General features: G+C 66.8%; 20 protein-coding genes. 2 read left to right on the top strand and 18 right to left on the bottom strand.

Going from position 1 to position 21,222, the window contains the following annotated elements; all coding sequences use genetic code 11:
* The first annotated feature begins 228 nt into the window (after nucleotides 1-228).
* Nucleotides 229-756 (top strand): CarD family transcriptional regulator, encoded by a 528-nt coding sequence (locus K3M67_RS11275; protein WP_021317558.1) that lies wholly within the window; start codon nucleotides 229-231, stop codon nucleotides 754-756.
* A gap of 102 nt (nucleotides 757-858) precedes the next feature.
* Here K3M67_RS11275 and K3M67_RS11280 read toward each other — a convergent pair whose 3' ends face one another.
* The 10 genes from K3M67_RS11280 to K3M67_RS11325 form a co-directional block, all read right to left on the bottom strand.
* Nucleotides 859-1,101, bottom strand: coding sequence for a hypothetical protein (locus K3M67_RS11280; protein ID WP_066857502.1), 243 nt, complete (start codon nucleotides 1,099-1,101; stop codon nucleotides 859-861).
* An 80-nt stretch (nucleotides 1,102-1,181) separates the two neighbouring features.
* The gene (locus K3M67_RS11285; RefSeq protein WP_066857498.1) at nucleotides 1,182-1,685 is read right to left on the bottom strand and encodes an asparaginase domain-containing protein; all 504 of its coding nucleotides are present in this window, start codon (nucleotides 1,683-1,685) and stop codon (nucleotides 1,182-1,184) included.
* Nucleotides 1,686-1,747: 62 nt separating this feature from the next.
* Nucleotides 1,748-2,560, bottom strand: coding sequence for a pyrroline-5-carboxylate reductase family protein (locus tag K3M67_RS11290; protein ID WP_285831508.1), 813 nt, complete (start codon nucleotides 2,558-2,560; stop codon nucleotides 1,748-1,750).
* An 8-nt stretch (nucleotides 2,561-2,568) separates the two neighbouring features.
* Nucleotides 2,569-3,075 (bottom strand): type III secretion system chaperone family protein, encoded by a 507-nt coding sequence (locus tag K3M67_RS11295; RefSeq protein ID WP_066857492.1) that lies wholly within the window; start codon nucleotides 3,073-3,075, stop codon nucleotides 2,569-2,571.
* 42 nt (nucleotides 3,076-3,117) lie between these two features.
* Nucleotides 3,118-3,417 (bottom strand): accessory factor UbiK family protein, encoded by a 300-nt coding sequence (locus K3M67_RS11300; protein ID WP_066857489.1) that lies wholly within the window; start codon nucleotides 3,415-3,417, stop codon nucleotides 3,118-3,120.
* 40 nt (nucleotides 3,418-3,457) lie between these two features.
* On the bottom strand, nucleotides 3,458-4,006 hold the full coding sequence (locus tag K3M67_RS11305; RefSeq protein ID WP_285831509.1) for a TspO/MBR family protein: 549 nt from the start codon (nucleotides 4,004-4,006) through the stop codon (nucleotides 3,458-3,460).
* A 24-nt stretch (nucleotides 4,007-4,030) separates the two neighbouring features.
* Nucleotides 4,031-7,135, bottom strand: coding sequence for an efflux RND transporter permease subunit (locus K3M67_RS11310; protein WP_066857486.1), 3,105 nt, complete (start codon nucleotides 7,133-7,135; stop codon nucleotides 4,031-4,033).
* Between the two features lie 4 nt (nucleotides 7,136-7,139).
* Nucleotides 7,140-8,183 (bottom strand): efflux RND transporter periplasmic adaptor subunit, encoded by a 1,044-nt coding sequence (locus tag K3M67_RS11315; protein WP_285831510.1) that lies wholly within the window; start codon nucleotides 8,181-8,183, stop codon nucleotides 7,140-7,142.
* Nucleotides 8,184-8,279: 96 nt separating this feature from the next.
* Nucleotides 8,280-9,017, bottom strand: coding sequence for a TlyA family RNA methyltransferase (locus K3M67_RS11320; RefSeq protein WP_285831511.1), 738 nt, complete (start codon nucleotides 9,015-9,017; stop codon nucleotides 8,280-8,282).
* A complete protein-coding gene (locus K3M67_RS11325; protein WP_285831512.1) occupies nucleotides 9,017-11,056 on the bottom strand; it encodes a protein-disulfide reductase DsbD family protein in 2,040 nt (679 codons plus the stop codon). The genes K3M67_RS11320 and K3M67_RS11325 overlap by 1 nt, the downstream gene beginning before the upstream one ends.
* 77 nt (nucleotides 11,057-11,133) lie before the next feature.
* On the opposite strand from K3M67_RS11325, the gene K3M67_RS11330 reads away from it, so the two are divergent.
* The gene (locus K3M67_RS11330; protein WP_066857473.1) at nucleotides 11,134-12,801 is read left to right on the top strand and encodes an alkaline phosphatase family protein; all 1,668 of its coding nucleotides are present in this window, start codon (nucleotides 11,134-11,136) and stop codon (nucleotides 12,799-12,801) included.
* Between the two features lie 34 nt (nucleotides 12,802-12,835).
* On the opposite strand, the gene epsC is transcribed toward K3M67_RS11330, so the two are convergent.
* The 8 genes from epsC to K3M67_RS11370 all read right to left on the bottom strand — a co-directional run bounded on the left by epsC (nucleotide 12,836) and on the right by K3M67_RS11370 (nucleotide 21,183).
* Nucleotides 12,836-13,843, bottom strand: coding sequence for a serine O-acetyltransferase EpsC (gene epsC / locus K3M67_RS11335; RefSeq protein ID WP_066858001.1), 1,008 nt, complete (start codon nucleotides 13,841-13,843; stop codon nucleotides 12,836-12,838).
* A gap of 89 nt (nucleotides 13,844-13,932) precedes the next feature.
* Nucleotides 13,933-15,264, bottom strand: coding sequence for an ATP-binding protein (locus tag K3M67_RS11340; RefSeq protein ID WP_232313689.1), 1,332 nt, complete (start codon nucleotides 15,262-15,264; stop codon nucleotides 13,933-13,935).
* A gap of 8 nt (nucleotides 15,265-15,272) precedes the next feature.
* Nucleotides 15,273-15,983, bottom strand: a complete 711-nt coding sequence (locus K3M67_RS11345) for a response regulator (RefSeq protein WP_066857466.1) — start codon at nucleotides 15,981-15,983, stop codon at nucleotides 15,273-15,275.
* 235 nt (nucleotides 15,984-16,218) lie between these two features.
* Complete coding sequence (locus tag K3M67_RS11350; protein WP_066857463.1) at nucleotides 16,219-17,064, bottom strand: TorF family putative porin; 846 nt, start codon at nucleotides 17,062-17,064, stop codon at nucleotides 16,219-16,221.
* A gap of 249 nt (nucleotides 17,065-17,313) precedes the next feature.
* Nucleotides 17,314-18,810 (bottom strand): SulP family inorganic anion transporter, encoded by a 1,497-nt coding sequence (locus K3M67_RS11355; RefSeq protein ID WP_066857460.1) that lies wholly within the window; start codon nucleotides 18,808-18,810, stop codon nucleotides 17,314-17,316.
* A 3-nt stretch (nucleotides 18,811-18,813) separates the two neighbouring features.
* A complete protein-coding gene (locus K3M67_RS11360; RefSeq protein ID WP_066857457.1) occupies nucleotides 18,814-19,512 on the bottom strand; it encodes a carbonic anhydrase in 699 nt (232 codons plus the stop codon).
* Nucleotides 19,513-19,700: 188 nt separating this feature from the next.
* Nucleotides 19,701-20,411, bottom strand: a complete 711-nt coding sequence (locus K3M67_RS11365; RefSeq protein ID WP_285831513.1) for a response regulator — start codon at nucleotides 20,409-20,411, stop codon at nucleotides 19,701-19,703.
* A 256-nt stretch (nucleotides 20,412-20,667) separates the two neighbouring features.
* Nucleotides 20,668-21,183, bottom strand: a complete 516-nt coding sequence (locus tag K3M67_RS11370) for a hypothetical protein (protein WP_232313698.1) — start codon at nucleotides 21,181-21,183, stop codon at nucleotides 20,668-20,670.
* Nucleotides 21,184-21,222 lie beyond the last annotated feature (39 nt).

The raw sequence follows: 21,222 nt of genomic DNA on the forward strand, positions 1-21,222 counted from the left end.
CTTATTGCGTCCCATATTGCGGTGCACCCCCAGACTTTGTGTCCAGGGGTGGTAATTTTGTTACGAATCTGCTAAATAACGCCGCAACGGCCGGAATGCCCCCCTTATTCCGGCCTTGGAGAATAAGCTTCATGTCCTGACGGGTCGCGCCGCGGACTTCCCGGCAGATGGCCTTTGTGCATCTGCTCCGCGACGTCCCGTTCCCCGGTTGAATTGGAAAGGTATCAAATGGCTGCCAAGGCGCTGTCCTTTGACGTTGGTGATTATGTCGTTTATCCCAAGCATGGCGTAGGCCGCGTGATCGAGCTGCAGAAAGAGCAGATCGCGGGCATGGAACTGGAGCTCTATGTGCTCCGGTTCGAGAAGGAGCGCATGACGCTCCGCGTTCCGACCAACAAGGCCGAAGGCGTCGGGATGCGCAAGCTGTCCTCCAACAAGACGCTGGAGGAAGCGATGGAAACCCTGAAGGGCAAGCCCAAGGTGAAGCGCACCATGTGGTCCCGCCGCGCGCAGGAATATGAAGCGAAGATCAATTCGGGCGACCTAGTGTCGATCGCCGAAGTGACGCGCGACCTGTTCCGCGCCGACGACCAGCCCGAGCAGAGCTATTCGGAGCGCCAGATCTTCGAAGCGGCCTCCAGCCGCCTTGCCCGCGAACTCGCGGCGATGGAGGAGACGGACGAGCCGAGCGCGCTCAAGAAGATCCTGCGCATCCTCAACGAAGCCGCGCCCAAGCACGTCAAGGTCGAAGGCTGACCATTCCGCCGAGCCGACCACGGCAGGCCGATAAAGGAAAAGGGGCGTTCCGATCGATCGGGACGCCCCTTTTTACTGTTATTCCGGTGGGCCGGTCGGAACCTACTCGCCCTTGACGCTGCCAGCGGCGTCCTTGGCCGCGTCGCCGACATCGCTGGCGGCCTGGCCGACCTGGGTCGCGGCCGTCGACACCGCATTGTCCTTGTTCGTTTCGCTGCTGATCAGGAAGAAGGCGGCCACAGCCACCACGACCACCAGCAGCAGCACCGCCAGCGTCATGCCGCCGCCGCTGCGCTTCTCGATCACCGTCGTCGTCGTTGCCGGACGCTCCTGATAATCGGCCATATGTCACTCCTCCTCGTCACGCCACCCGGCCGGTTCAATGCGCGAATGCGGGGCAATGTTCCGGGGAGGATCGACCGGCATCAGTCCTGGACGGGGACGAAGGCGCCCTTGGCGCGATCCTTCACCACCTGGTCGGCGCGGAACACCGATCCGCTCATGGTGATGTAGACGCCCGGCTCGGCGACCTGCGCGGTGGCGAAGGCCATGCCGAGGTTGAAGCTCGCATCGCTTTCACCGAAACGCGCCGGGGCAAGCGCGCCGACCAGCACGATCGTCTTGCCCGCAATGTCCTTCAACTGCTTCGCCGTCTCGGTCATGGTGTCGGTGCCATGGGTGATGACGATATGGCGTTCGGATGCGGCCGCGACACGGGCGTAGATCAGCGCCCGGTCCTGATCGTCCAGTTCCAGACTGTCCTTGCGGGTCACTTCCTCTATGCGGAAAGGGCGCTTCACGCGGGCGACCTCCAGCAGCTTGGCCATCACCGTCTCGCCGACCTGATAGTCGGACAGGGCGTCGAAATAGATTTTGTCGATCGTGCCGCCGGTGGTGAGCAGCAGGATCGGGGTTTCGGGGGACAGCATAAGGGGACTCCGGGGTCGATTTTCGGGCGCTTTAGCTGAAAAGCGTCCGGGCCGGAACGCCCTTATTCCCCGCGCGCCATCGCTTCGCCCCGGTCGCGCGCAGCGTCAAGCGTATCAGTCAGCAGCACCAGCAGCCGGTCGTCGGCGTCGAGGACATTCAATCCCTCGCGCGTCATGCCGCCGGGACTGGCGACCTGATCGGCGAGCGTCGCCGGGCTTTCCGCCGCGCGGCCGGCCATCTCGGCCGATCCCCGCACCGTCGCCAGCGCCATGCGCGCGGCCTGGTCGGCAGGGATGCCGATCGCTTCACCCGCGCGCGCCAGTGCGTCGACGAAGCGGAACAGGAAGGCCGGGCCGCAACCCGACAGCGCCGTCACCTGATTGAACAGGCCTTCGTCGGCGATCCACTCAGCGAGGCCCAGCGGCTGGATCAGGGCGTCGATGTCGCCCCTCGCCTCGGCCGATGTCGCCATGTCGGTAAACAGCGCGATCACGCCCTCTCCCAACCCCACGGGCAGGTTGGGCATAGCCCGGACGATGTCGCCCGCGGCCGGAAAGCGGCGGCGCAGTTCGGCGAGCGTCGTACCGGCCAGGATCGAGACGAGCCGCGTGTCCGCCGCGCAGAGCGGCGCCAGCGCGGCCGCGACATCGCCGATCTGATAGGGCTTCATGCCCAGCAGCACGGTGGTGCCCGCAGGCAGCGCTGAAGGATAGTCGGTCACGACGGCAACCCCGTCGGCCACCGGCCGGCCACTGGGCCGCAGCACCGTGACGCGCGCGGGGTCGAGACCGCAATCCAGCCAGCGGATGAGCATCTGCCCCGCCATGTTGCCGCAACCGACAAGGAACAGATGATCGGGCCAGACAATCGACATGGGGCGTCTCAGGCTTCGCCGCGCGTTTCGATGAGGCTGGCGGAAATCGCCTCGCTGGGCGACTTGCCACCCCAGAGCACGAACTGGAACACCGGATAGAAGCGTTCGCATTCGTCGATGGCGGTTTCGACCAGCAATTGCGCCTGGTCGAGCGTCAGCGTGCCGCCCGCACCCAGCAGCGCGCCGTGGCGGAACAGGACGATGCCGCTCGACGACCAGAGTTCGAAATGGCCGATCCACAGCTGTTCGTTGATCAGGCCCAGCGTCTCATAGATGGTGCCGCGCTTTTCCTCCGCCACCCGGATGTCGGGCAGGGCCAGGAGCTGGAGCACCTGATCCTCGTCACGCCAGATGCCGCGCAGTTCATATTGCGCCCATGAACCCTGCGTGTTCGCGACGATCTCATCCTCGCCGACCTGCTCGAAGCTCCAGCCATGCGCCTCGAAATAGGCCGCCAGCATGTCGATCGGGGCCGCTTCCTGGCCGCCATGTTCAAATTCGTCGCTATCCATCATCGCCGGGCCTTATCACCGCATAGGGCGAAAGGACAGATAGGATCAGCCTGCGTCACCCGGCGCGGGCTTGGCCGTCCTGGCGCCTTTGGCGACAGGTTCGCCCGCCTTGCCTTCCAGCGCGTCGAGCCGGGCCTTGAGCAGTTCGACCTCCTCCCGCGCTGCGGCGGCCATCGCCTTGACCGCGTCGAATTCCTCGCGCGACACGAATTCCATGCCGCCGATCCATTCCTTCGCCCGCTCGCGCGCGTTGGATTCGAACTCGCGCGTCATGCCCGCCACCGTGCCGGCGGCGCCGTTCACCAGCTTGGCCAGATCGTCGAAAAAGCGGTTCTCGCTCTGCATTGCTCTATCCTCATTGCGGCGCGTCGGGCGCGCCAGACATTCATATCTGGGTCTTGAGCGCCGGAGCGACAAGGGTCTCGGCCTCAGGGTTCAGGCGGCCGATCTCATAATTGAGGAAGGAGGCGAAAGCCAGCCAGCAGAGATAGGGCAGCAGCAACAGGCCCGCGAAGCGCCGGATGCGCCAGAACAGCGCGATCGTTGCGGCCACGACGAGGATGAGGGCCAGCAGCAACGCCAGCGAGCCGCCGACCTGGTGCCAACGAAAGAAAAGCGGCGACCAGGCGAGGTTCATCAGCAACTGGACCAGGAACAGCGCGATCGCGGCGCCCCGCCCCCTTGCCCTGCGTGCGTCCAGCACGATCGCGAAGGCCAGCGCCATCAGGATGTAGAGGATGGTCCACGCGACGCCGAAGGCCCAGCCGGGCGGCATCAGCACGGGCTTTTCCAGCGCGTCGAACCAGCGATTGCCATAGCCGCTATTGGCGAGCCTGCCCGACAGGAAGCCCAGAAAGACGATGGCGGGCACCGTCACCAGCGCCCAGCGCAGATAGGCGAGACGCAACTGACCCTGGGACGCAATCTGGTTCATCGACGGCAACAACCCCCACGCATGTCACTCGGCTGGTTCGGGCGAATCCTTGAGCGCCGATTCCAGCTTGCGGCTAACGGTTTGCGGAGAAACCGTGCGCTTGGCAACGCGGGAATAGAAGATCGGGATCAGGAACAGGGTGATGAGCGTCGCCAGGCTGACGCCGAACACCACGACCACGCCGATCGAATGGCGTGCCGCCGCCCCTGCCCCGCCCCGGATGACCAGCGGCACCGCGCCGATCACAGTCGCGATCGAGGTCATCAGGATCGGCCGCAGGCGGCGCGTCGCGGCCTCGCGAATGGCCTGCGCGATCTCCAGCCCCTCGTCGCGCAGCTGGTTGGCGAATTCGACGATCAGGATGCCGTTCTTGGCCGCCAGCCCGACCAGCATGACTATGCCGATCTGGCTGTAGAGATTGATGGTCCCGCCGGTGATAGCCAGCCCGATGACGCCGCCGGCCACCGCCAGCGGCACGGTGGCGATGATGACGCCGGGATGGATGAAGCTTTCGAACTGGGCCGCCAGCAGCAGGAAGACAATGACGATGGTAAGGCCGAACACGAGCCAGATCGCGCTGCCCGTCTCGCGCAGCGACTGGCTTTCGCCGCGATAGCCCAGCGCCAGCACTTCGGGCGACTGGCGCGCCTGCTCCTCCAGCCAGCCGAGCGCTTCGCCGAGCGAAGTACCCGGCGCCAGCGCCGCCGTCAGGGTGATAGCGCGCAGCTTGTTGTAGCGGTTGAGCTGGCGCGGCCCCGCCACTTCCTTGACCGTGACCAGCGTCGACAGCGGCACCAGAACGCCGGTGCGCGACCGCACATGGATGCGCTCCAGATCCGCCAGCGTCTCGCGCCCTTCATCCTCCGCCTGGACCAGCACGCGATATTCCTCGCCCCGGTCGACATAGGTGCCAACCCGGCGCGACCCCAGCAGGCTTTGCAGCGCCTGGCTGACATCATCGACCGAAACCCCCAGGTCGCCGGCGCGGGCGAGGTTGGTTTCGATCCGCATCTGCGGCTTGCTTTCCTTGTAATCGCTGTCGAGGTTGATGAGTCCGGGATAGTCCGCAGCTGCCATGACGATGCGGTTTCGAGCGGCCACCAGGCCTTCATAGGTGGATCCGGCCAGCACGATATTGACCGGCAGGCCACGCCCGCGCCCCAGCCCCGATCGCGGTGCGGCATTGCCGCGCACGCCGGGCTGGTCGGCGATCACCTTGTTGATGACGGTCGCGACCTGCGCGGTGGTGATGGTACGATCCTCCCACGGACGCAGGAAAGCGATGATGTTGCCGCCGTTGAAATCGTCGGTCGCGCCAAAGCCGGCGGGCGTGCGGATGACCAGGTTCTGAAGCGTGCCATCCTTGCGCAGATAGGCGAGGTCATCCTCGATCTTGCGCATATAGGCCATCATGCGATTGAAGCCGGTGCCTTCGGGTGCGCTGATCTGGGCTTCGACCACGCCCGTATCTTCGGCCGGGGCGAGTTCGCTGGGCAGGCGGGTGAAGAAGAAACCGCCGATCGCAAGGAAGATCAGCACGCCGGCCAGCGGCAGCAGCGGCCGGCGCAACACTGCGTCGAGCCAGCGGGCATAGCCGTCCTCCAGTCGCTGGAAGCGGGCATCGACCCAACGCGCCAGCCGGCCGCGCTCGGCGGTCCTGAGCAACTTGGAACAGAGCATCGGCGCGAGGCTGAGCGAGATGAAGCCGGAGAAGGCGATCGCCGCGATCATCGCGATGGCGAGTTCGCGGAACAGAAGCCCGGTCTGGCCGGCGAGGAACATGACCGGCACGAACACGGCGCAGACGACGAGCGTGGTGGAGATGATCGCAAAGCCCACCTGCCGGGTGCCGAGATAGGCGGCGACCAGCGGGTCTTCGCCCTGTTCGATGCGGTGATAGACATTTTCCAGCACGACGATCGCGTCATCGACCACCAGCCCGATCGCCAGCACGAAGGCGAGCAGGGTCAGCAGATTGATCGACAGGCCGAGCAACCACATCACCGCGCAGGTGGCGAGCAGGCAGATGGGCACGGTGATGGCCGGGATGATGGTGGCGCGCACCGAGCCGAGGAACAGGAAGATGACGAGGATGACGAGCAGCGCCGCTTCGATCAGCGTGTCGTAGACATTGTCGATCGCGCGTTCGATGAAGAGGGATTCGTCGGTGCCGATGGCGACCCGCATCCCCTGCGGCAAGGTGGGCTTCAGTTCCGCGATCAGCGCCTTGGCCTTTTGCGCGACATCGAGCGTGTTCGCGCCCGACTGGCGGATGATGCCGATGCCGATCGCCGTCCCCTGGTTGGAGCGGAAGCTGCTGTAGGGATTTTCCGCGGCTTCCTCGATCCGGGCGACGTCGCCGAGCTTTACCTGATAGCCGTCCGTCCCGCGGCCGACGACAAGTTGCGCGAACTGGTCGGGCGTGGCGAAGGGGCGTTCGACGCGCAGGGTCTGGTTCTGGTCCCGCGATTCGAAGCGGCCGGCCGGCAATTCGACATTCTGGCTGCGCAGCGCCGTTTCGACATCGGCCGGCGTCAGTCCGAAGGCGGCGAGCCGTTCGGCGTTGAACCAGACCCTGGTCGAAGGGCGCGCTTCCCCGCTGATATTGGCGCGGGCGACTCCATCGATCGCGGCGAAGCGATCGACGACGTTGCGGTCGAGATAGTCGCTGATCTGGATGGGCGACCAACCGGGCCGCGAGAAGGCGATGAAGAGGATGGCGCGCGCGTCCGAATCCACCTTGCGGATTTCGGGCGCCAGAGCGTCCTCCGGCAAATCCTCCGTCACCGATCCCACGCGGTCGCGCACGTCGTTGGCGGCGCTGTCTATGTCGCGCGAGGGGTCGAATTCGATATTGATGTTGGACGTGCCGTCCTGCGAGGTCGAGGTGATCGTCTGGATGCCCTGCACCCCGGCCACCGCATCCTCGATCAACTGGGTGATGCGGGTTTCAACCACCGATGCCGCCGCGCCGGTATAGCTGGTTTCGACTGACACGATCGGTGGATCGGTGTCGGGATATTCGCGCACCGACAGGCTGATGTAACCGACGACGCCGACGATGCAGAGCAGCACCGCGACCACGGCGGCGAAGACCGGGCGGCGGACGGACAGGTCGGACAGTTGCATGGCTTCAGCCCGCTGCCTTGGCGGGACCGGGCTTGTCGCCGGCCAGCCGCACCGTCACCCCGTCGGTCAGCTTGACCACGCCTTCGGTCACGACCTTCTGCCCGGCCTTCAGCCCCCCGGTGATTTCGACGAGGCCGTTCTGGCGGATGCCGGTGTCGACCTTCACGCGCTTTGCGGTGCGATCCTCCAGCACGAACACGAAACGCTCATCGCCATCGCCGACAACGGCCAGTTCGGGCACCGCGAGCGACTGGCGCTGGCTGGCGAGGACGCTGACGGTCAGCAACATGCCCGGCTTCAGCGCATGATCGGGATTGGGCAGGATGGCGCGCACCCGGATGGCGCGGGTGGCGGGATCGATCACCGGGTCGATGGTGGCGATCATGCCGGCAAAGGGCCGATCGGGCCATGCGGCGGAGACCGCCTTGATCGGCATCCCTTCCCGGAGCAGCGACAGCCGGGTTTCGGGAATGGTGAAGTCCAGCTTGATGCGGCTGATGTCGCTGACCGTGGCGATCGCGGTGCCGGCGGTGACGATCGCGCCGGGCGATACGGTGCGCAGGCTGACCCAGCCGGCGAAGGGCGCGCGGATGACGCGGTCGCCGATCGAGGCGCGGGCCAGGTCGGCATTGGCGCGGGCGGAGTTGGCAAGCGCGGTCTGCTGGTCGAGCGTCGCCCCGGTGGCGAAGCCGCGCGCCTTCAACGCCTGGATGCGCTGGAGCTGCTGGCTCGCCTGAAGCGCGGTCGCCTCGGCCGAGGCGAGTTCGGCCCTTTCCTGCCCCACGGCGAGGGTCGCGATCACCTGCCCCTTCGCCACGAAGCCGCCATCCGCGAAGTTGAGGGCGGTGATCCGCTCCGTCACCGGCGCGGACAGCACCACCTGTTCATTGGCCAGCGCGGTGCCCACCGCTTCGAGCGTGTCGGTGAAGCTGACCCGCGCGATCGGACCAGCCTCCACCAGCGGCACGGCGCGCGGTTTCTGCTGTTTTTCGCCATTGCAACCGGCGAGGCAAAGGGCTGTGAGAATGATAGGCAGAAACGGGCGCATGGCAGAGGGCTATCGGGCCTTTCAACGCGACACAAGCTGACCGTTGGTCGCGTCATGTATCAATATGTATCGGGGCGGAAAACGAACATACGTCCATTATCCACCAAGCCGGGCATGGATAAGAAATTCGACATTGCCCTGCGGCCCGGTGATCGGGCTTTGCGTCACGCCTTCGACGGTCCAGCCCTGACTGCTCACCCAGTCCCGCACCTCCGCGCAGACCCGTTCATGGACGGCGGGATCGCGCACCACGCCATTCTTGCCCACCTCCTCGCGCCGTGCCTCGAACTGCGGCTTGACGAGCGCGAGCAGATGGGCGCCGGCGCGGGCGAATGTCATCGGCCGCTCCAGCACCTTGGCCAGGCTGATGAAGCTGGCGTCGCACACGATGATGTCGACCGGCCCGGCGATGTGGGCATCGGTCAGGATGCGGGCGCTGGTCTGTTCATGGACGATGACGCGGTCGTCGGAGCGCAGTTTCCAGGCGAGCTGGTTGGTGCCGCTATCGACCGCATAGACCTTCGCGGCGCCGTGGGTCAGCAGCACGTCGGTGAAGCCGCCGGTCGAGGAGCCGACGTCGATCGCCACCATGCCGGTCACGTCGATCGCGAATTGCTCCAGCCCATGGGCCAGCTTGATGCCCCCGCGCGACACCCAGGGATGATCGCGGCCGCGCACGTCGAGGTCCGTTCCCTCGGGCACCTGCTGCCCCGCCTTCTCGATCTTCCGGTCGCCGAGATAGACGAGGCCGGCGAGGATGAGCGCCTGGGCGCGGGCGCGGCTTTCGGCGAGGCCGCTGTCGACGAGCAACTGGTCGGCGCGGATCTTGGCCATCAGCGCACCAGATCCGTCAGCGTGGCGGGAGTCAGCAATTGCGGCAATGTCAGGGCCTCCCTGCCCGGCGCATACCAAAGGTAGAGCGGAACGCCCGAGCGGCCCTGGCTTTCCAGGAAGCGGGTGATGGCGGGATCGGCGTTGGTCCAGTCGCCGACCATCACCGTGACGCCGGCCTGTTCGAAGGCGGCGCGGGTTTCGGCGCGGTCGATGGCGGCGGCCTCGTTCGCCTTGCAGGTCAGGCACCAGTCGGCGGTGAAATAGAGGAAGACCGGCTTGTTGGCGGCGCGCAGCTCGGCCAGTTTCTGGACACCGAACTGGACACTAGTTTCGCTCTTTTCGGCGACGACCGGGGCGCGGCTCGGCAAGGCGAGGCTGCCGCTGGCCAACAGCGCCGCGGCCGCCAGCGCGGCGACCAGCCCGCCGCCCTTGCCGAGCCGCTGCCGACCGCCGAGCCACCAGAGGAGCAGGGCCAGCAGCAAGGCCGCAGCAAGGCCGATCGTCATGCCCGGCACGCCGCGTTGCTGCCCCAGCAACCAGGCAAGGCCCAGCGCGGTCAGGAACATCGGAACGGCAAGCATCTTCTGGACGCGCCCCATCCAGGCACCCGGCCTTGGCAAACGATTGCGGAGGGCCGGGAGATAGGCGAGCAGCAGGAAGGGCAGCGCAAGACCCAGCCCCAGGCCGACGAATATGGCGAGCGCGGCGGGCAAGGGCAGCAGCAGCGCCGCCCCCATCGCCGCCGCCATGAACGGCCCGGTGCAGGGGGTTGCGACGAAGGCGACCAGCGCCCCGGTCCAGAAGGAACCGGCAAGACCGCCCTTCCCCGCGAGGCGATCGCTCCCGCCATAGGCGCCAAGGTCGAACAGGCCCGCCAGATTGAAGGCGATCGCCGTCACCAGCAGCAGCAGCGCGAGGATGATGCGCGGATCCTGCAACTGGAACGCCCAGCCGACCGCCCCGCCTGCCGCGCGCAGCGCCAGCAGGAGCGCGCCCAGCGCGAGGCAGGTGAGGATGATGCCGGCGGTGTAGGCCAGCGCCTCGCGCCGCACCGTGCGTTCGTCCCCGCCCGCCTTGGCCAGCTTCATCGCCTTGAGGCCCAGAATCGGGAAGACGCAGGGCATGATGTTAAGCAACAGCCCACCCAGCAGCGCCCCGCCCAGCGCGGCAAGGATCGCGCCCGCCTGTCCGCCAATGGCCTGTCCGCCGCTCGCCCCCGCCACATGTCCGGGCCGGGCGGTCAGGAGGAAGCCGACATGGTCGCCGGTGCGCAGAACGGCCTGCACCATGCCGCCCTTCCCGCCTTCGGCCGCGTCCGTTTCGATCAGCAGCCGGTCGCCGTCGCGCGTCACCGTCTGCGGCGCGGCGTAGCGGGCCAGCCCTTCGGCCAGCGGAAAGAGGTGGATGTCGCTCGCCCTCGCGCTCGCCGGGAAGGGCACCGACAGGCGCACCCTGCCGTCCTTCACCTCATAGGTCGCCTCTGACCCCAGCGGCCGGGGCAGATGGATGCGCCAGCCGTCGAAGCGCGTGCGATCCGATGCCGCGACCATCCCGTCCCCCGCGACCAGATCGAGCGTCAGTTCTCCGCTTTCGGGCACGCACACCTTGTCGGTGCAGGCCAGCCATTGCGCCCTGGCCCGGACCGGCAGCCGCGTGCCGGGCGCGATGCCGGCCGCGACCTTGAGCGTCGCGAGCACCGCATAGGGGCCTTCATAGACATGGTTCATCAGGCCCGAGATGACCAGGGTTTCCGGCACCGGATAGCGCAACCGCCCGATGCTGACGCCCTTGGGCAGGGTCCATTCGACGGTCATGCCGAGGCCCGCGTCGCCGGGATTTTCCCAATAGCCGTGCCATCCCGCCTCCGGCGTCATGGCGAAGGCGATGGTCGTGCCCGCGCCGGGCGCGGGCGCGGCGCTTTCGGCGACCAGTCGCGCGGCGATATGCGCCTTGCCGCCCCCGAACGCACCCTGCGCGTGCGCGGCGGGCAGGCTCGCCAGCAGGGCAAGCGTCATCAATATGACTTGAAAAATCCGCATCGGGCCTCTGGTCGCGTGGATGCATGGGGGCTAGGTCGCTCCCTATCCGCCGTCAAGGCATGAGAAGGTTATAGAATATGTTCAAACGCGTCGCCGCCGCCCTGTTGCTCGCCAGCGCCATGCCCGTCATGGCGCAAACGCCCGCCCCCGCCCCCGTTGCCGCGACCGTCGCGCCCGTCGCTGCCCCCAAGCTGATCGTCGCGATCAGCATCGACCAGTTTTCCGCCGACCTTTTCAGCGAATATCGCCAATATTACAGCGCGGGCCTCAAGCGGCTGACACAGGGAGCGGTCTTTCCGCGCGGCTACCAGAGCCATGCCGCGACGGAGACCTGCCCCGGCCATTCGACCATCCTGACCGGCAGCCGCCCGGCGCGCACCGGCATCATCGCCAACAGCTGGTTCGATCTCGGCACGGGCCGTGAGGACAAGGCGATCTACTGCGCCGAGGATGAAAGCGCGCCGGGCAGCAACAGCGACGCTTATGTCGCCTCGCCCGTCCATCTGAAGGTACCGACGCTGGGCGGCCGGATGAAGGCGGCGAACCCCGCCACCCGCGTCGTGTCGGTCGCGGGCAAGGATCGCGCGGCGATCATGATGGGCGGGCCGACCGCCGACCAGGTCTGGTGGCTGGGCGGCGCGCAGGGCTATGTCAGCTACAAGGGCGTCCCCACCCCGCCGCTGGTCGCGAAGGTGAACCAGGTGTTCGCCCAGCGCCTGGCCCAGCCGAATCCCGGCTTCGAACTGCCCGCCCAGTGTGCGGCCAAGGATTTTCCGGTGCAGGCGGGCAATCGCACGGTCGGCACCGGCCGCTTCGCGCGCGACGCGGGCGACTATAACGGCTTTCGCATCTCGCCCGAACAGGATGCGATGACCCTGGCTTTCGCCGCCGCCGCGATCGAGACCATGGGCCTTGGCAAGCAGACCCAGACCGACATCATCTCGATCGGCCTGTCGGCGACCGATTATATCGGCCACACCTATGGCACCGAAGGCACCGAAAGCTGCATCCAGGTCGACCGGCTGGACCAGGAACTGGGCGCCTTCTTCGACCGGCTCGACAAGGATGGCATCGACTATGTGGTGGTGCTGACCGCCGACCATGGCGGCCATGACCTGCCCGAACGCCATCGGCTGAACGCCATGCCGATGGAAAGCCGGGTCGACATGGCGCTGACGCCCAAGGCGCTGTCGGCCGCCGTCGCCGAGAAGGCCGGCCTGCCGGGCCGGAAGGTCATCTGGGGTGACGGGCCGGCGGGCGACCTCTATTTCGACAAGGGGCTGACCGCCGCGCAGCGCGCGCGCGTGGAAGCCGAGGCGCTCAAGCTGCTGCGCGCCCATCCGCAGGTCGAGACGGTGTTCACCAAGGCCGAAATCGCCGCCACCCCCTCTCCCTCCGGCCCGCCCGAAAGCTGGAGCCTGATCCAGGAAGCGCGCGCCAGCTTCGATTCCGAACGGTCCGGCGACCTGCTGCTGCTGCTCAAGCCGCGCGTCATGTCGATCCCCGAACGGGCGGTGATGGGCGCGGTCGCCACCCACGGCTCGCCCTGGGACACAGACCGTCGCGTGCCGATCCTGTTCTGGCGCAAGGACATGCGCCATTTCGAACAGCCGCTGGGGGTCGAAACGGTCGACATCATGCCCAGCCTCGCAGCGCTGATCGGCCTGCCCGTGGCGAAGGGCGAAATCGACGGGCGTTGCCTGGACCTGATCGCGGGTGCGGGCGACAGTTGCGCACCGGAATAGCAGAGCCCGCTCGCTTCGGGCGAACGGAAATCGCCTAGATATTCTCCCCGATCCCGTCCGTGCTGTCGCGCAGGGCATGGACGCGGTGGGGAGCGGACACTTCGACGCGGCTCGTCACCTCATATTGGGCCTTGGCCTGGCGGACGTTGCTGTCCGCCGGGACGCTGTCGGTCAGCCAGACATTGCCGCCGATGACGGAGCGGCTGCCGATGATGATCCGGCCCAATATCGTCGCCCCGGCGTAGATGACCACGTCATCCTCGATGATCGGGTGGCGCGGCCATGCCTTTTCGAGCCGCCCCTTCTCGTCCGCGGGAAAGCTGCGCGCGCCGAGCGTCACGCCCTGGTAGAGCCGCACCCGATCGCCCACGATCGCCGTCTCCCCGATCACCACGCCGGTGCCATGGTCGATGAAGAAGGACTGGCCGATCGTCGCGCCGGGATGGATGTCGATCCCCGTCTCGCCATGCGCGATCTCCGAAATGATCCGCGCGACCAAGGGCGCGCCCAGCGCGTGGAGCCGATGCGCGAGCCGGTGATGGATGATCGCCAGCATGGACGGGTAGCAGATCAGCACCTCATCCACGCTGCGCGCGGCCGGATCGCCCAGGAAGGCGGCCTCGACATCGCTGTCGAGCAGCGCGCGCAAGGCCGGCAGGCTCTGCGCGAAACCGCCGATGATGCGCGCCGCCTCGCGATCGACCGCCTGCACCGGCTCATCCTTGAGCGCGTAGAGAAGTTCGAGCCGGATCTGGCCGTAGAGGCGGCTGAGCACCGTCTGGAGCGTTTCGGCGACAAAGGCGTCCTCATTGTGAAGGCGCACGAAACTGGGGCCGAGGCGCAACGGGAAGAGCGCGCCGCACAGCGATTGCATGATCTTCGTCAGATTGGCCCGCGACGGGAAGCCCTCCGCGCCATATTCGGCATGATGCTGCTGCGCCTGTCGCCAGCGGCGGCGCGCGGCCCCCAGCTCCGTCACCAGTTGCCCGATATCCCAATATCCCTCGACGATGCTGTCGTCTTCCGGTCCGTCTGCAATCATGTCCGCCTCACGCGCTTGATGGATCGGGCATAGCCCCTGCGCGGGCATGGCGGTAAACGAGTTTTGCTTGGGGACGGACAGCTTCTCTTTTAGCGGGCCGAGGAAGCGCCGCGCGTCGCGGATCGCGGCAGCGGCAGGCAGATTTCGGCACGCAGGCCGCCTTCGGGGCGGTTCGCGAGGAGAAATTGCCCGCCCTCCGCCGCCACCGCCTTCTGCACGATGGCGAGGCCGAGGCCGAGGCCGCGCGTGTTGCGCTGGCGCGCATCGTCGAGCCGGGCGAAGGGCCGCAGCACCTCCTCCAGCCGGTCGCGCGGGATGCCGGGGCCGTCATCATCGACGCGGATCAGCACCTCTCCACCCTGGCGCTGCAACGAAACGCGGGCGCGGTCGCCATAATGAAGCGCATTTTCGATCAGGTTGCGGACGGCGCGGCGCAAGGACAGGCCGCGCACATCCATCTCCAGATGCGCCGGCCCTTCATAGCTGACGTCGGCGCCATGGTCCTGGAAGGCATCGACAACGGTTTCGATGCTGACGGCGATGTCGGTACGTACGGGCGGCTCGGGATCCTGCCCCCCGCCCAGGAAGGCGAGCAGCGATTCAAGCATGGCGCCCATTTCCTCCAGGTCGCCGGCCATGGCCTCCTGGATTTCGGGGTCGTTCACCGCCTCCAGCCTCAATTGCAGGCGGGACAGGGGCGTGCGCAGGTCATGGCCGACCGCCGCCAGCGTCTCGGTCCGTTCGTCGATCAGCCGATGGATGCGCGCCTGCATGGCGTTGAAGGCGACGATCAGGTTGCGCACGTCGCTGGTGCCGGCTTCCGGCACGATCACCTCCACCCCCCGTCCGATCCGATGGGTGGCGTGGGTCAGGTCGCGCAGCGGCCCCAGGGTGCGGCGGATCAGCAGCCAGCCGGCGACGAGCAACGCAATGACGGGGATGAGCGCCAATCCCATGCGGCCGATGGTGAAGGCCCATTTGCCGCCACTGTGGTGCATCCCGAAATAGAGCCAGCTGCCGTCGGGCAGCTGCAACCCGCCATTAATCTCCGAATGACGCCCTGGCGAGATCCGGAGCCACAGGCCGGATTTCTCCAGGCTCGGTTCCCAGGCGACGATCTGCCGCCGCATCCGTTCCAGTTCGGGCGACAGCGGCGGCGGGGGCGGCGCGGCGGGCGACCAGTGGACGTCGTAGCGATCGGTGGTCAGCTGGATGCCAAGCGCGCGCCGCTCGGTCGGCGGCTGTTCGGCCAGCAGCTTGCGCGCGATGACCAGATGTTCGGCCAGGCGGCGGGCCTCATCGTCCTGCAACGAGAGCTGGCTGGCGCGCTCGTAGATCAGCGTGCCCACGGCAAATTCGAGCGTGACGGTCAGCAGCAGGATCGCGAAGAGCCGGCCGACCAGCCCCAGCGACCCCCGCACATGCGGTCTCAAGCGCGGCTGACTTCGGCGTTGAACATATAGCCCACGCCCCGGACGGTGGTGATCGGCGCGCCCTTGTCCTCGGTCGACAGCTTGCGACGCAGGCGGCTGACCAGCACGTCGATGCTGCGGTCGCTGCTGTCGCCCATGCGGGTGCGCGACAGTTCGATCAGCCGTTCGCGCGCGATGACGCGTTGCGGATGGCTGAGGAACGACCCGAGCAGGTCGAACTCCGCGCCGGTCAGGTCGACGATCGCGCCGGTGGGCGAGCGCAGTTCCCGGCGGGGGAAGTTGACGGACCAGCCGTCGAAGCGCGCCTCGCTCTCGCGATGTTCGTCCGGGCCGCGCTCCACGCCGACGCGGCGCAATATGGCGCGGATGCGCGCGATCAGTTCGCGGGTGCCGAAAGGCTTGGGCAGATAGTCGTCGGCGCCAAGTTCCAGCCCGACGATACGGTCGGTCTCGCTGCCCTTGGCGCTGATGAAGATGATGGGCACGTCGCTCTTGCGGCGGATCTGGCGGCACAGGTCGATGCCGTTGGTGCCGGGCAGCATGACGTCGAGCACGACCAGGTCGACCGGGCCGGCGTCGAAGGCGACCCACATTTCGGGGCCGGAGGAGGCGGGGCGCACCTGATAGCCATGTTCCTGAAGCGCGCGGGCGGTCAGCGTGCGCAGCGGCGGATCGTCTTCGACCAGGATGATCGACGGAGCGGTCATGGGAGCGTCAGCGCACGAAAGGTCATGGCCGGGAGATAGGGCTGGCCCGATCGGGGGTCAACCGCGCGCCGGCAGCGAAACGGCCGATCGCTACAGCAGCAACAATTTGTCACGGCGGGGACTAGTGGTCCGATTCTGACATTTGCAACCATCCCAGCCGCTAGCGGGAGGCAAATGTCAAAATCAATCCGCGAGAGAGGCGCCGGACCCGGCGAACCGGGTCCGGCGTTCAGGATCAGAAGGCGGCCGAGAGCGAGAAGACGACCGTGCTGCGCGCGATCGACTTGCCGAAGTCCTTGCTGTCGGCGACCATGAAGTTGGGGCGCAGATAGTTTTCCTCGACGCGGGCGATGTCGGTGTCGACATAGGAGACGCCGACGGTCAGCGGCGTGCCCGGGATGGCGACGTCCGCACCGACCAGCCAGTCCAGATATTTGCCGGTCGGCGCGACCGAGGTGCCGTTCGGGCCAAGGCCGCTATTGCCGTTCGACCAGCCCAGATGCGCCTTCAGCGTGACCGGGGTGTTGGGCACGGCGCCGCTGACGTCGCCCCAGACGTAGAAATTGTCTTCCTTGTCGCCCGGATCGAAGACGGTGCAGGCCGCGTCGCTGCACCATTTGCCCAGCGCTTCCTGCTTGGGCGCATAGGCAACGCCGACCAGACCCTTGACCGGACCGAACTGGTGCGACAGCTTGACATAGGGTTCGGCGAAATCGGTTTCATCCGCGCCCGACGGATACATGTACCAGGTCAAGCCGACATCGACCGTCGTGCCTTCACCGAGCGACGCCGAGTAGCCGGCGATCAGATCGAGTTCCATGTTCGCGCCGCCGAAACGGCCCCAGCCGCCCAGGTTCGATCCCCAGGTGCCGACATAGAAGCCGCTTTCATGCGTAGCGGTGATGCCACCCTGGATCGCCATGCCCCGGTCGGACTGCGACACGCCACGGAACCGATAGTCGGACACGAGGCCAACGCTGCCGGTGACGGTGACGGGGCTGGTGGGTTCTTCCTGTGCGAAAGCCGGTACGCTGGACATGAGCGCGAGGGCGGCACAGGCGATTTGATACTTCATGAACATTCCCCTTTACGAAAGAATGTTCCGTCCTGCTTCCACCCGCCCGGAAGTCTGTCGTGCGCCCCGGTATCAGTGGATGCGCCAATGAATATGCAATGCGGCCAGAATAGAAAACCGCTTTTTCTCGCATTTGCGAAATGAAGTCAGCCCCTGTTGCGCGGATGCAACAACCGTCCGGTGCCGGAAACGGAAAAGCCGCCGTGCCGGGGGATGGCACGGCGGCTCCGGCAGTCGCCTGGACGGGGGTGAGGATCAGGCGACGAGTTGGCGCATCCGTCCGGTTGCGCCGAACAGTTCGACCGGGGCGCCCGCGCCGCGACGGCGATCGACCCACTCGCGCAGCATTTCCGCGCAAGTATGGTCGATATGGCCCAGGCGCTCGACATTCAGGATGACGAGGCCGGCGGCGGGCAGCGATTCGAGCTTCGCCGACAGCTTGGGCAGGCTGAGGAAGGTCGCGGAACCGCGCAGCGCGACTTCATGGGCATCGCCGCGGCTTTCCTCCTCCATGTTGAGGCGCAGGCGCCTGGCATGGGGCAGCAGCTCGATCAGCGACAGGCCGATGCCCACCAGCACGCCAGTCAGCAGGTCGGTCGCCACGACACAGATCAACGTCGCCGCCCACACCAGGGCCGGAAGCGGGCCATAGAGGTGGAACAGATGCTTGACGTGGGCGACACTGACCAGACGAACGCCGGTGATGACGAGGATGCCCGCCAGCGCGGCCATCGGAATCTCGCGCAGCAGCCAGGGGAGCAGCGCGACGAAGCCGAGGATCCAGATGCCATGCAGGATCGCCGACAGGCGGGTCTTGGCGCCGGCCTGCACGTTGGCGGACGAGCGGACGATGACGCCGGTCATCGGCAGCGCGCCGGCGAAGCCGCACAGCAGATTGCCCACGCCCTGGGCGCTCAGTTCCTTGTTGTAGTTGGTGCGAACGCCGTCGTGCATCCGGTCGACCGCCGCCGCCGACAGCAGCGTTTCGGCGCTGGCGATGAAGGCGATGGCGATGGCGGTGGTGATGATGGCCGGGTTCATCAGCTGGGCCAGCAGCCCGGCTTCGGGAAGGCTGACCGCCGCGACGATCGATTCGGGCACGACCACGCGCGCCACCGGCAGGTCGAGGATGAAGGCGACCAGGGTGGCCAGCACGACGCCGACCAGCGCGCCGGGCACCAGCTTCATCGATGCGGGACGGAACTTTTCCCAGCCCAACATGCCGAAGATAGTGACGAGACCGACCGCGAAGGCCGTGGCCGCGCCGCCATTCGACAGGCCCAGTATCTGGCCCGGCATGGCGATCAGGTTATGCAAGCCGCTCGACAAGGGCTTGTCGTCGAACAGCACATGGAACTGGCCGACGACGATCAGCACGCCGATGCCCGCCAACATGCCATGGACGACGGCCGGCGAGATGGCGCGGAACCAGCCGCCCACCCGCGCCAGCCCGGCGATCACCTGGATGGCGCCGGCCAGGATCAGGATCGGACCAAGGGCCGACAGCCCCTGTTCGCGGACGATTTCAAAGACGATGACGGCAAGACCGGCGGCGGGACCGCTGACCTGGAGCGGCGAGCCCGCGAGCAAGCCGACGACGATGCCGCCGATGATGCCGGTGATGAGACCCTTTTCCGGCGGCACGCCGGAGGCCACGGCGATGCCCATGCACAGTGGCATCGCCACGAGGAAGACGACGATCGACGCCGTGAAGTCGCGGCTGAAATTGCCGCCGGAAAGAGCCTTCAACATGTGTTACTCCGCCGCTTGGGCAAGGACCGTCTCGCCCGCGAGGCGACGGCCGTGGGGAAGCGCGATCGGCATGGGCTGGCCTTCGCGCAGGGGCAGGAAGCGGCCGGTATCGCCGTCGAGGCCAAGCACCTGGCCGGCATGAATGTCGACATACCAGCCGTGCAGGGCGATCTCGCCGCGCGCGATGCCCGAGGCGACCGACGGATGAGTGCGCAGATGGGCGAGCTGGGCGACGACATTTTCCAGCGCCATGTTGCGGAGCTTTTCCGCATCGCTCAGATCGTCGGGATAGCTTTCGCGGCAGACCTTCTGCGCGGCGTGGCTATGACGCAGCCAGGCGGCGACATTAGGCATGGTGGTGAGATCGGCGTTGGTGGACAGCGCCTTCATCGCGCCGCAATCGCTGTGGCCGCACACGATGATGTCGCGCACGCCCAGCACCATCACCGCATATTCGACGGTGGAGGTGACGCCGCCATTCTGGGTGGCGTGCGGCGGCACGATGTTGCCCGCGTTGCGGCAAACGAACAGGTCGCCGGGCTGCGCCTGCATGATGTGTTCGGGCACGATGCGCGAATCAGCGCAGGAAATCATCAGTGCCTTGGGGCTCTGGCCATGGCTGGCCAGCTGGTTGTAGAGCGCGCTTTCGTTCGGGAAGACCTTGGTTTCGAAGCTGAATACGCGACCGATAAGCTCGTTCATGGAGTCTATCCTCTTCTCTGTTGCTCTATGCGGTTGCCGGTCAGGGGGCGGACCGGCGCAGAGTGAAGAATAGGATCGCGGTTTTGCTGCGGCGCAGCGGCTTTGTTAAATAATATGTCTGGCTAATAAACGGTGCCAAAGACGCGCCGAACCGCTGAAACGCTCCATTTCCGCGCGAAACAGGGGCGTCAGCGCCGGTCGACCACCGCGCTGAACATATATCCGACGCCGCGAACTGTAACAATCGGCGCGGCACGCCCGCCCTCCCCCAGCTTGCGGCGAAGGCGGCTGACCAGCACGTCGATGCTGCGGTCGGAGGAGGGGGCGTCGCGCACGCCGGCCATTTCCATCAGCCGCGCGCGGGCGATGACGATCTGGGGATGGTCGAGGAAGACGGTCAGCAACGCGAATTCGGCAGCGGTCAGGTCTACGGGAAAACCCTGCGGGTCGCGAATCTCCCGGCGGGCGAAATCGACGATCCATCCCTCGAACACGGCCCGGCTCTGACGGCGCAGGCCAAGCGCGCGCTCCCCCCTGCCACGCCGCAAGACGGCGCGCAGCCGCGCGGCAAGCTCCCGAGTCGAATAGGGCTTGGCCATATAATCGTCGGCGCCCAGCTCCAGACCGACCACGCGGTCGACCTCCGAACTGTTGGCACCGACCAGGATGATCGGCACGTCGCTGCGCTCGCGCACGTCACGACACAGGTCCAGCCCGTCGGGACCGCGCAGCGCCGCGTCCAGCACCAGCACACCCACCGGCACGCTGGTCAGGGCGTGGAAGACGTCGTGCGCCGACCCTGCGGGCAATGCGCGAAATCCGCTCTGTTCCAGATATTCGCGGACATTGCGCCGCAAATCCTGCTGGGTTTCGGCGATCAGGACCAGGGGCGGATTCATGCGGCCAGCGTCCGCGCACCATCCCCTGCCGCAGCGATCGGGCAATGCGCCTGGCCGTCAAGGCCGGAGCCTGCGTGGAAAACGGCCGATAAAATACTCGCAATGGTTGACGCCAGAGCGGGGGACATGAACGCTTCTCCTTTGCGGCCCGCACCATCCCGGCCGCAAAGCCGGACGACCGTGTCAGGTTAGGCGCGCTCAATGTCTGCGTAATTGGCTCGACGTAACAAATTGTTGCTGGCGACATTGTCGCCTGTCACTGGGCCGCCAGCAGGGCGCGCGCGCTCCGCGCCTCGCCGGTGGCATGGGCGATCAACGCGGCCAGCCAGAGCGCGTCTCCCGCCGCCCGATGCCGTTCCACCCCCTGCGCGTCGGCATAGGCGACCGCCGCGCCGATCCGCGCCTCGTCGATCGCCCGCTCATCGAACAGCGTCGAGACATGGTCGATGCGAAAGGGCGAAGCTGCGCCGGCGGCAGCCGCGAGGGTGTCCAGCCAATATTGGTCGATCAGACTGTCGGCGATCACCCGCCGCCCCCGCGCGGCGAGGGCCAGTTCGGCGAGCACGGCCTCGACCGGCCATCCCTCCGAATCGATGCGGCTGAGGCTGAGGCCATGCAGCGCCTCGGCTTCGGCCGTCCAGTCCCAGCCCGCCCAGCTGTCATGCGGCCGGATCAACCAGCTGCGCGCGGCGCCATCATCCGCCATCCCCACCTCGATCGGGAAGGAGCGCCCATGGCGCGGCAGGCAGGACGCCTCGAAATCGATTGTCATTATGGTCACGTTTCAGGCTCCGGTCCTGCGCGCCGCCGG

The organism is Sphingobium sp. V4 (assembly GCF_029590555.1).
In the GTDB taxonomy this organism is placed as follows: Bacteria; Pseudomonadota; Alphaproteobacteria; order Sphingomonadales; family Sphingomonadaceae; genus Sphingobium.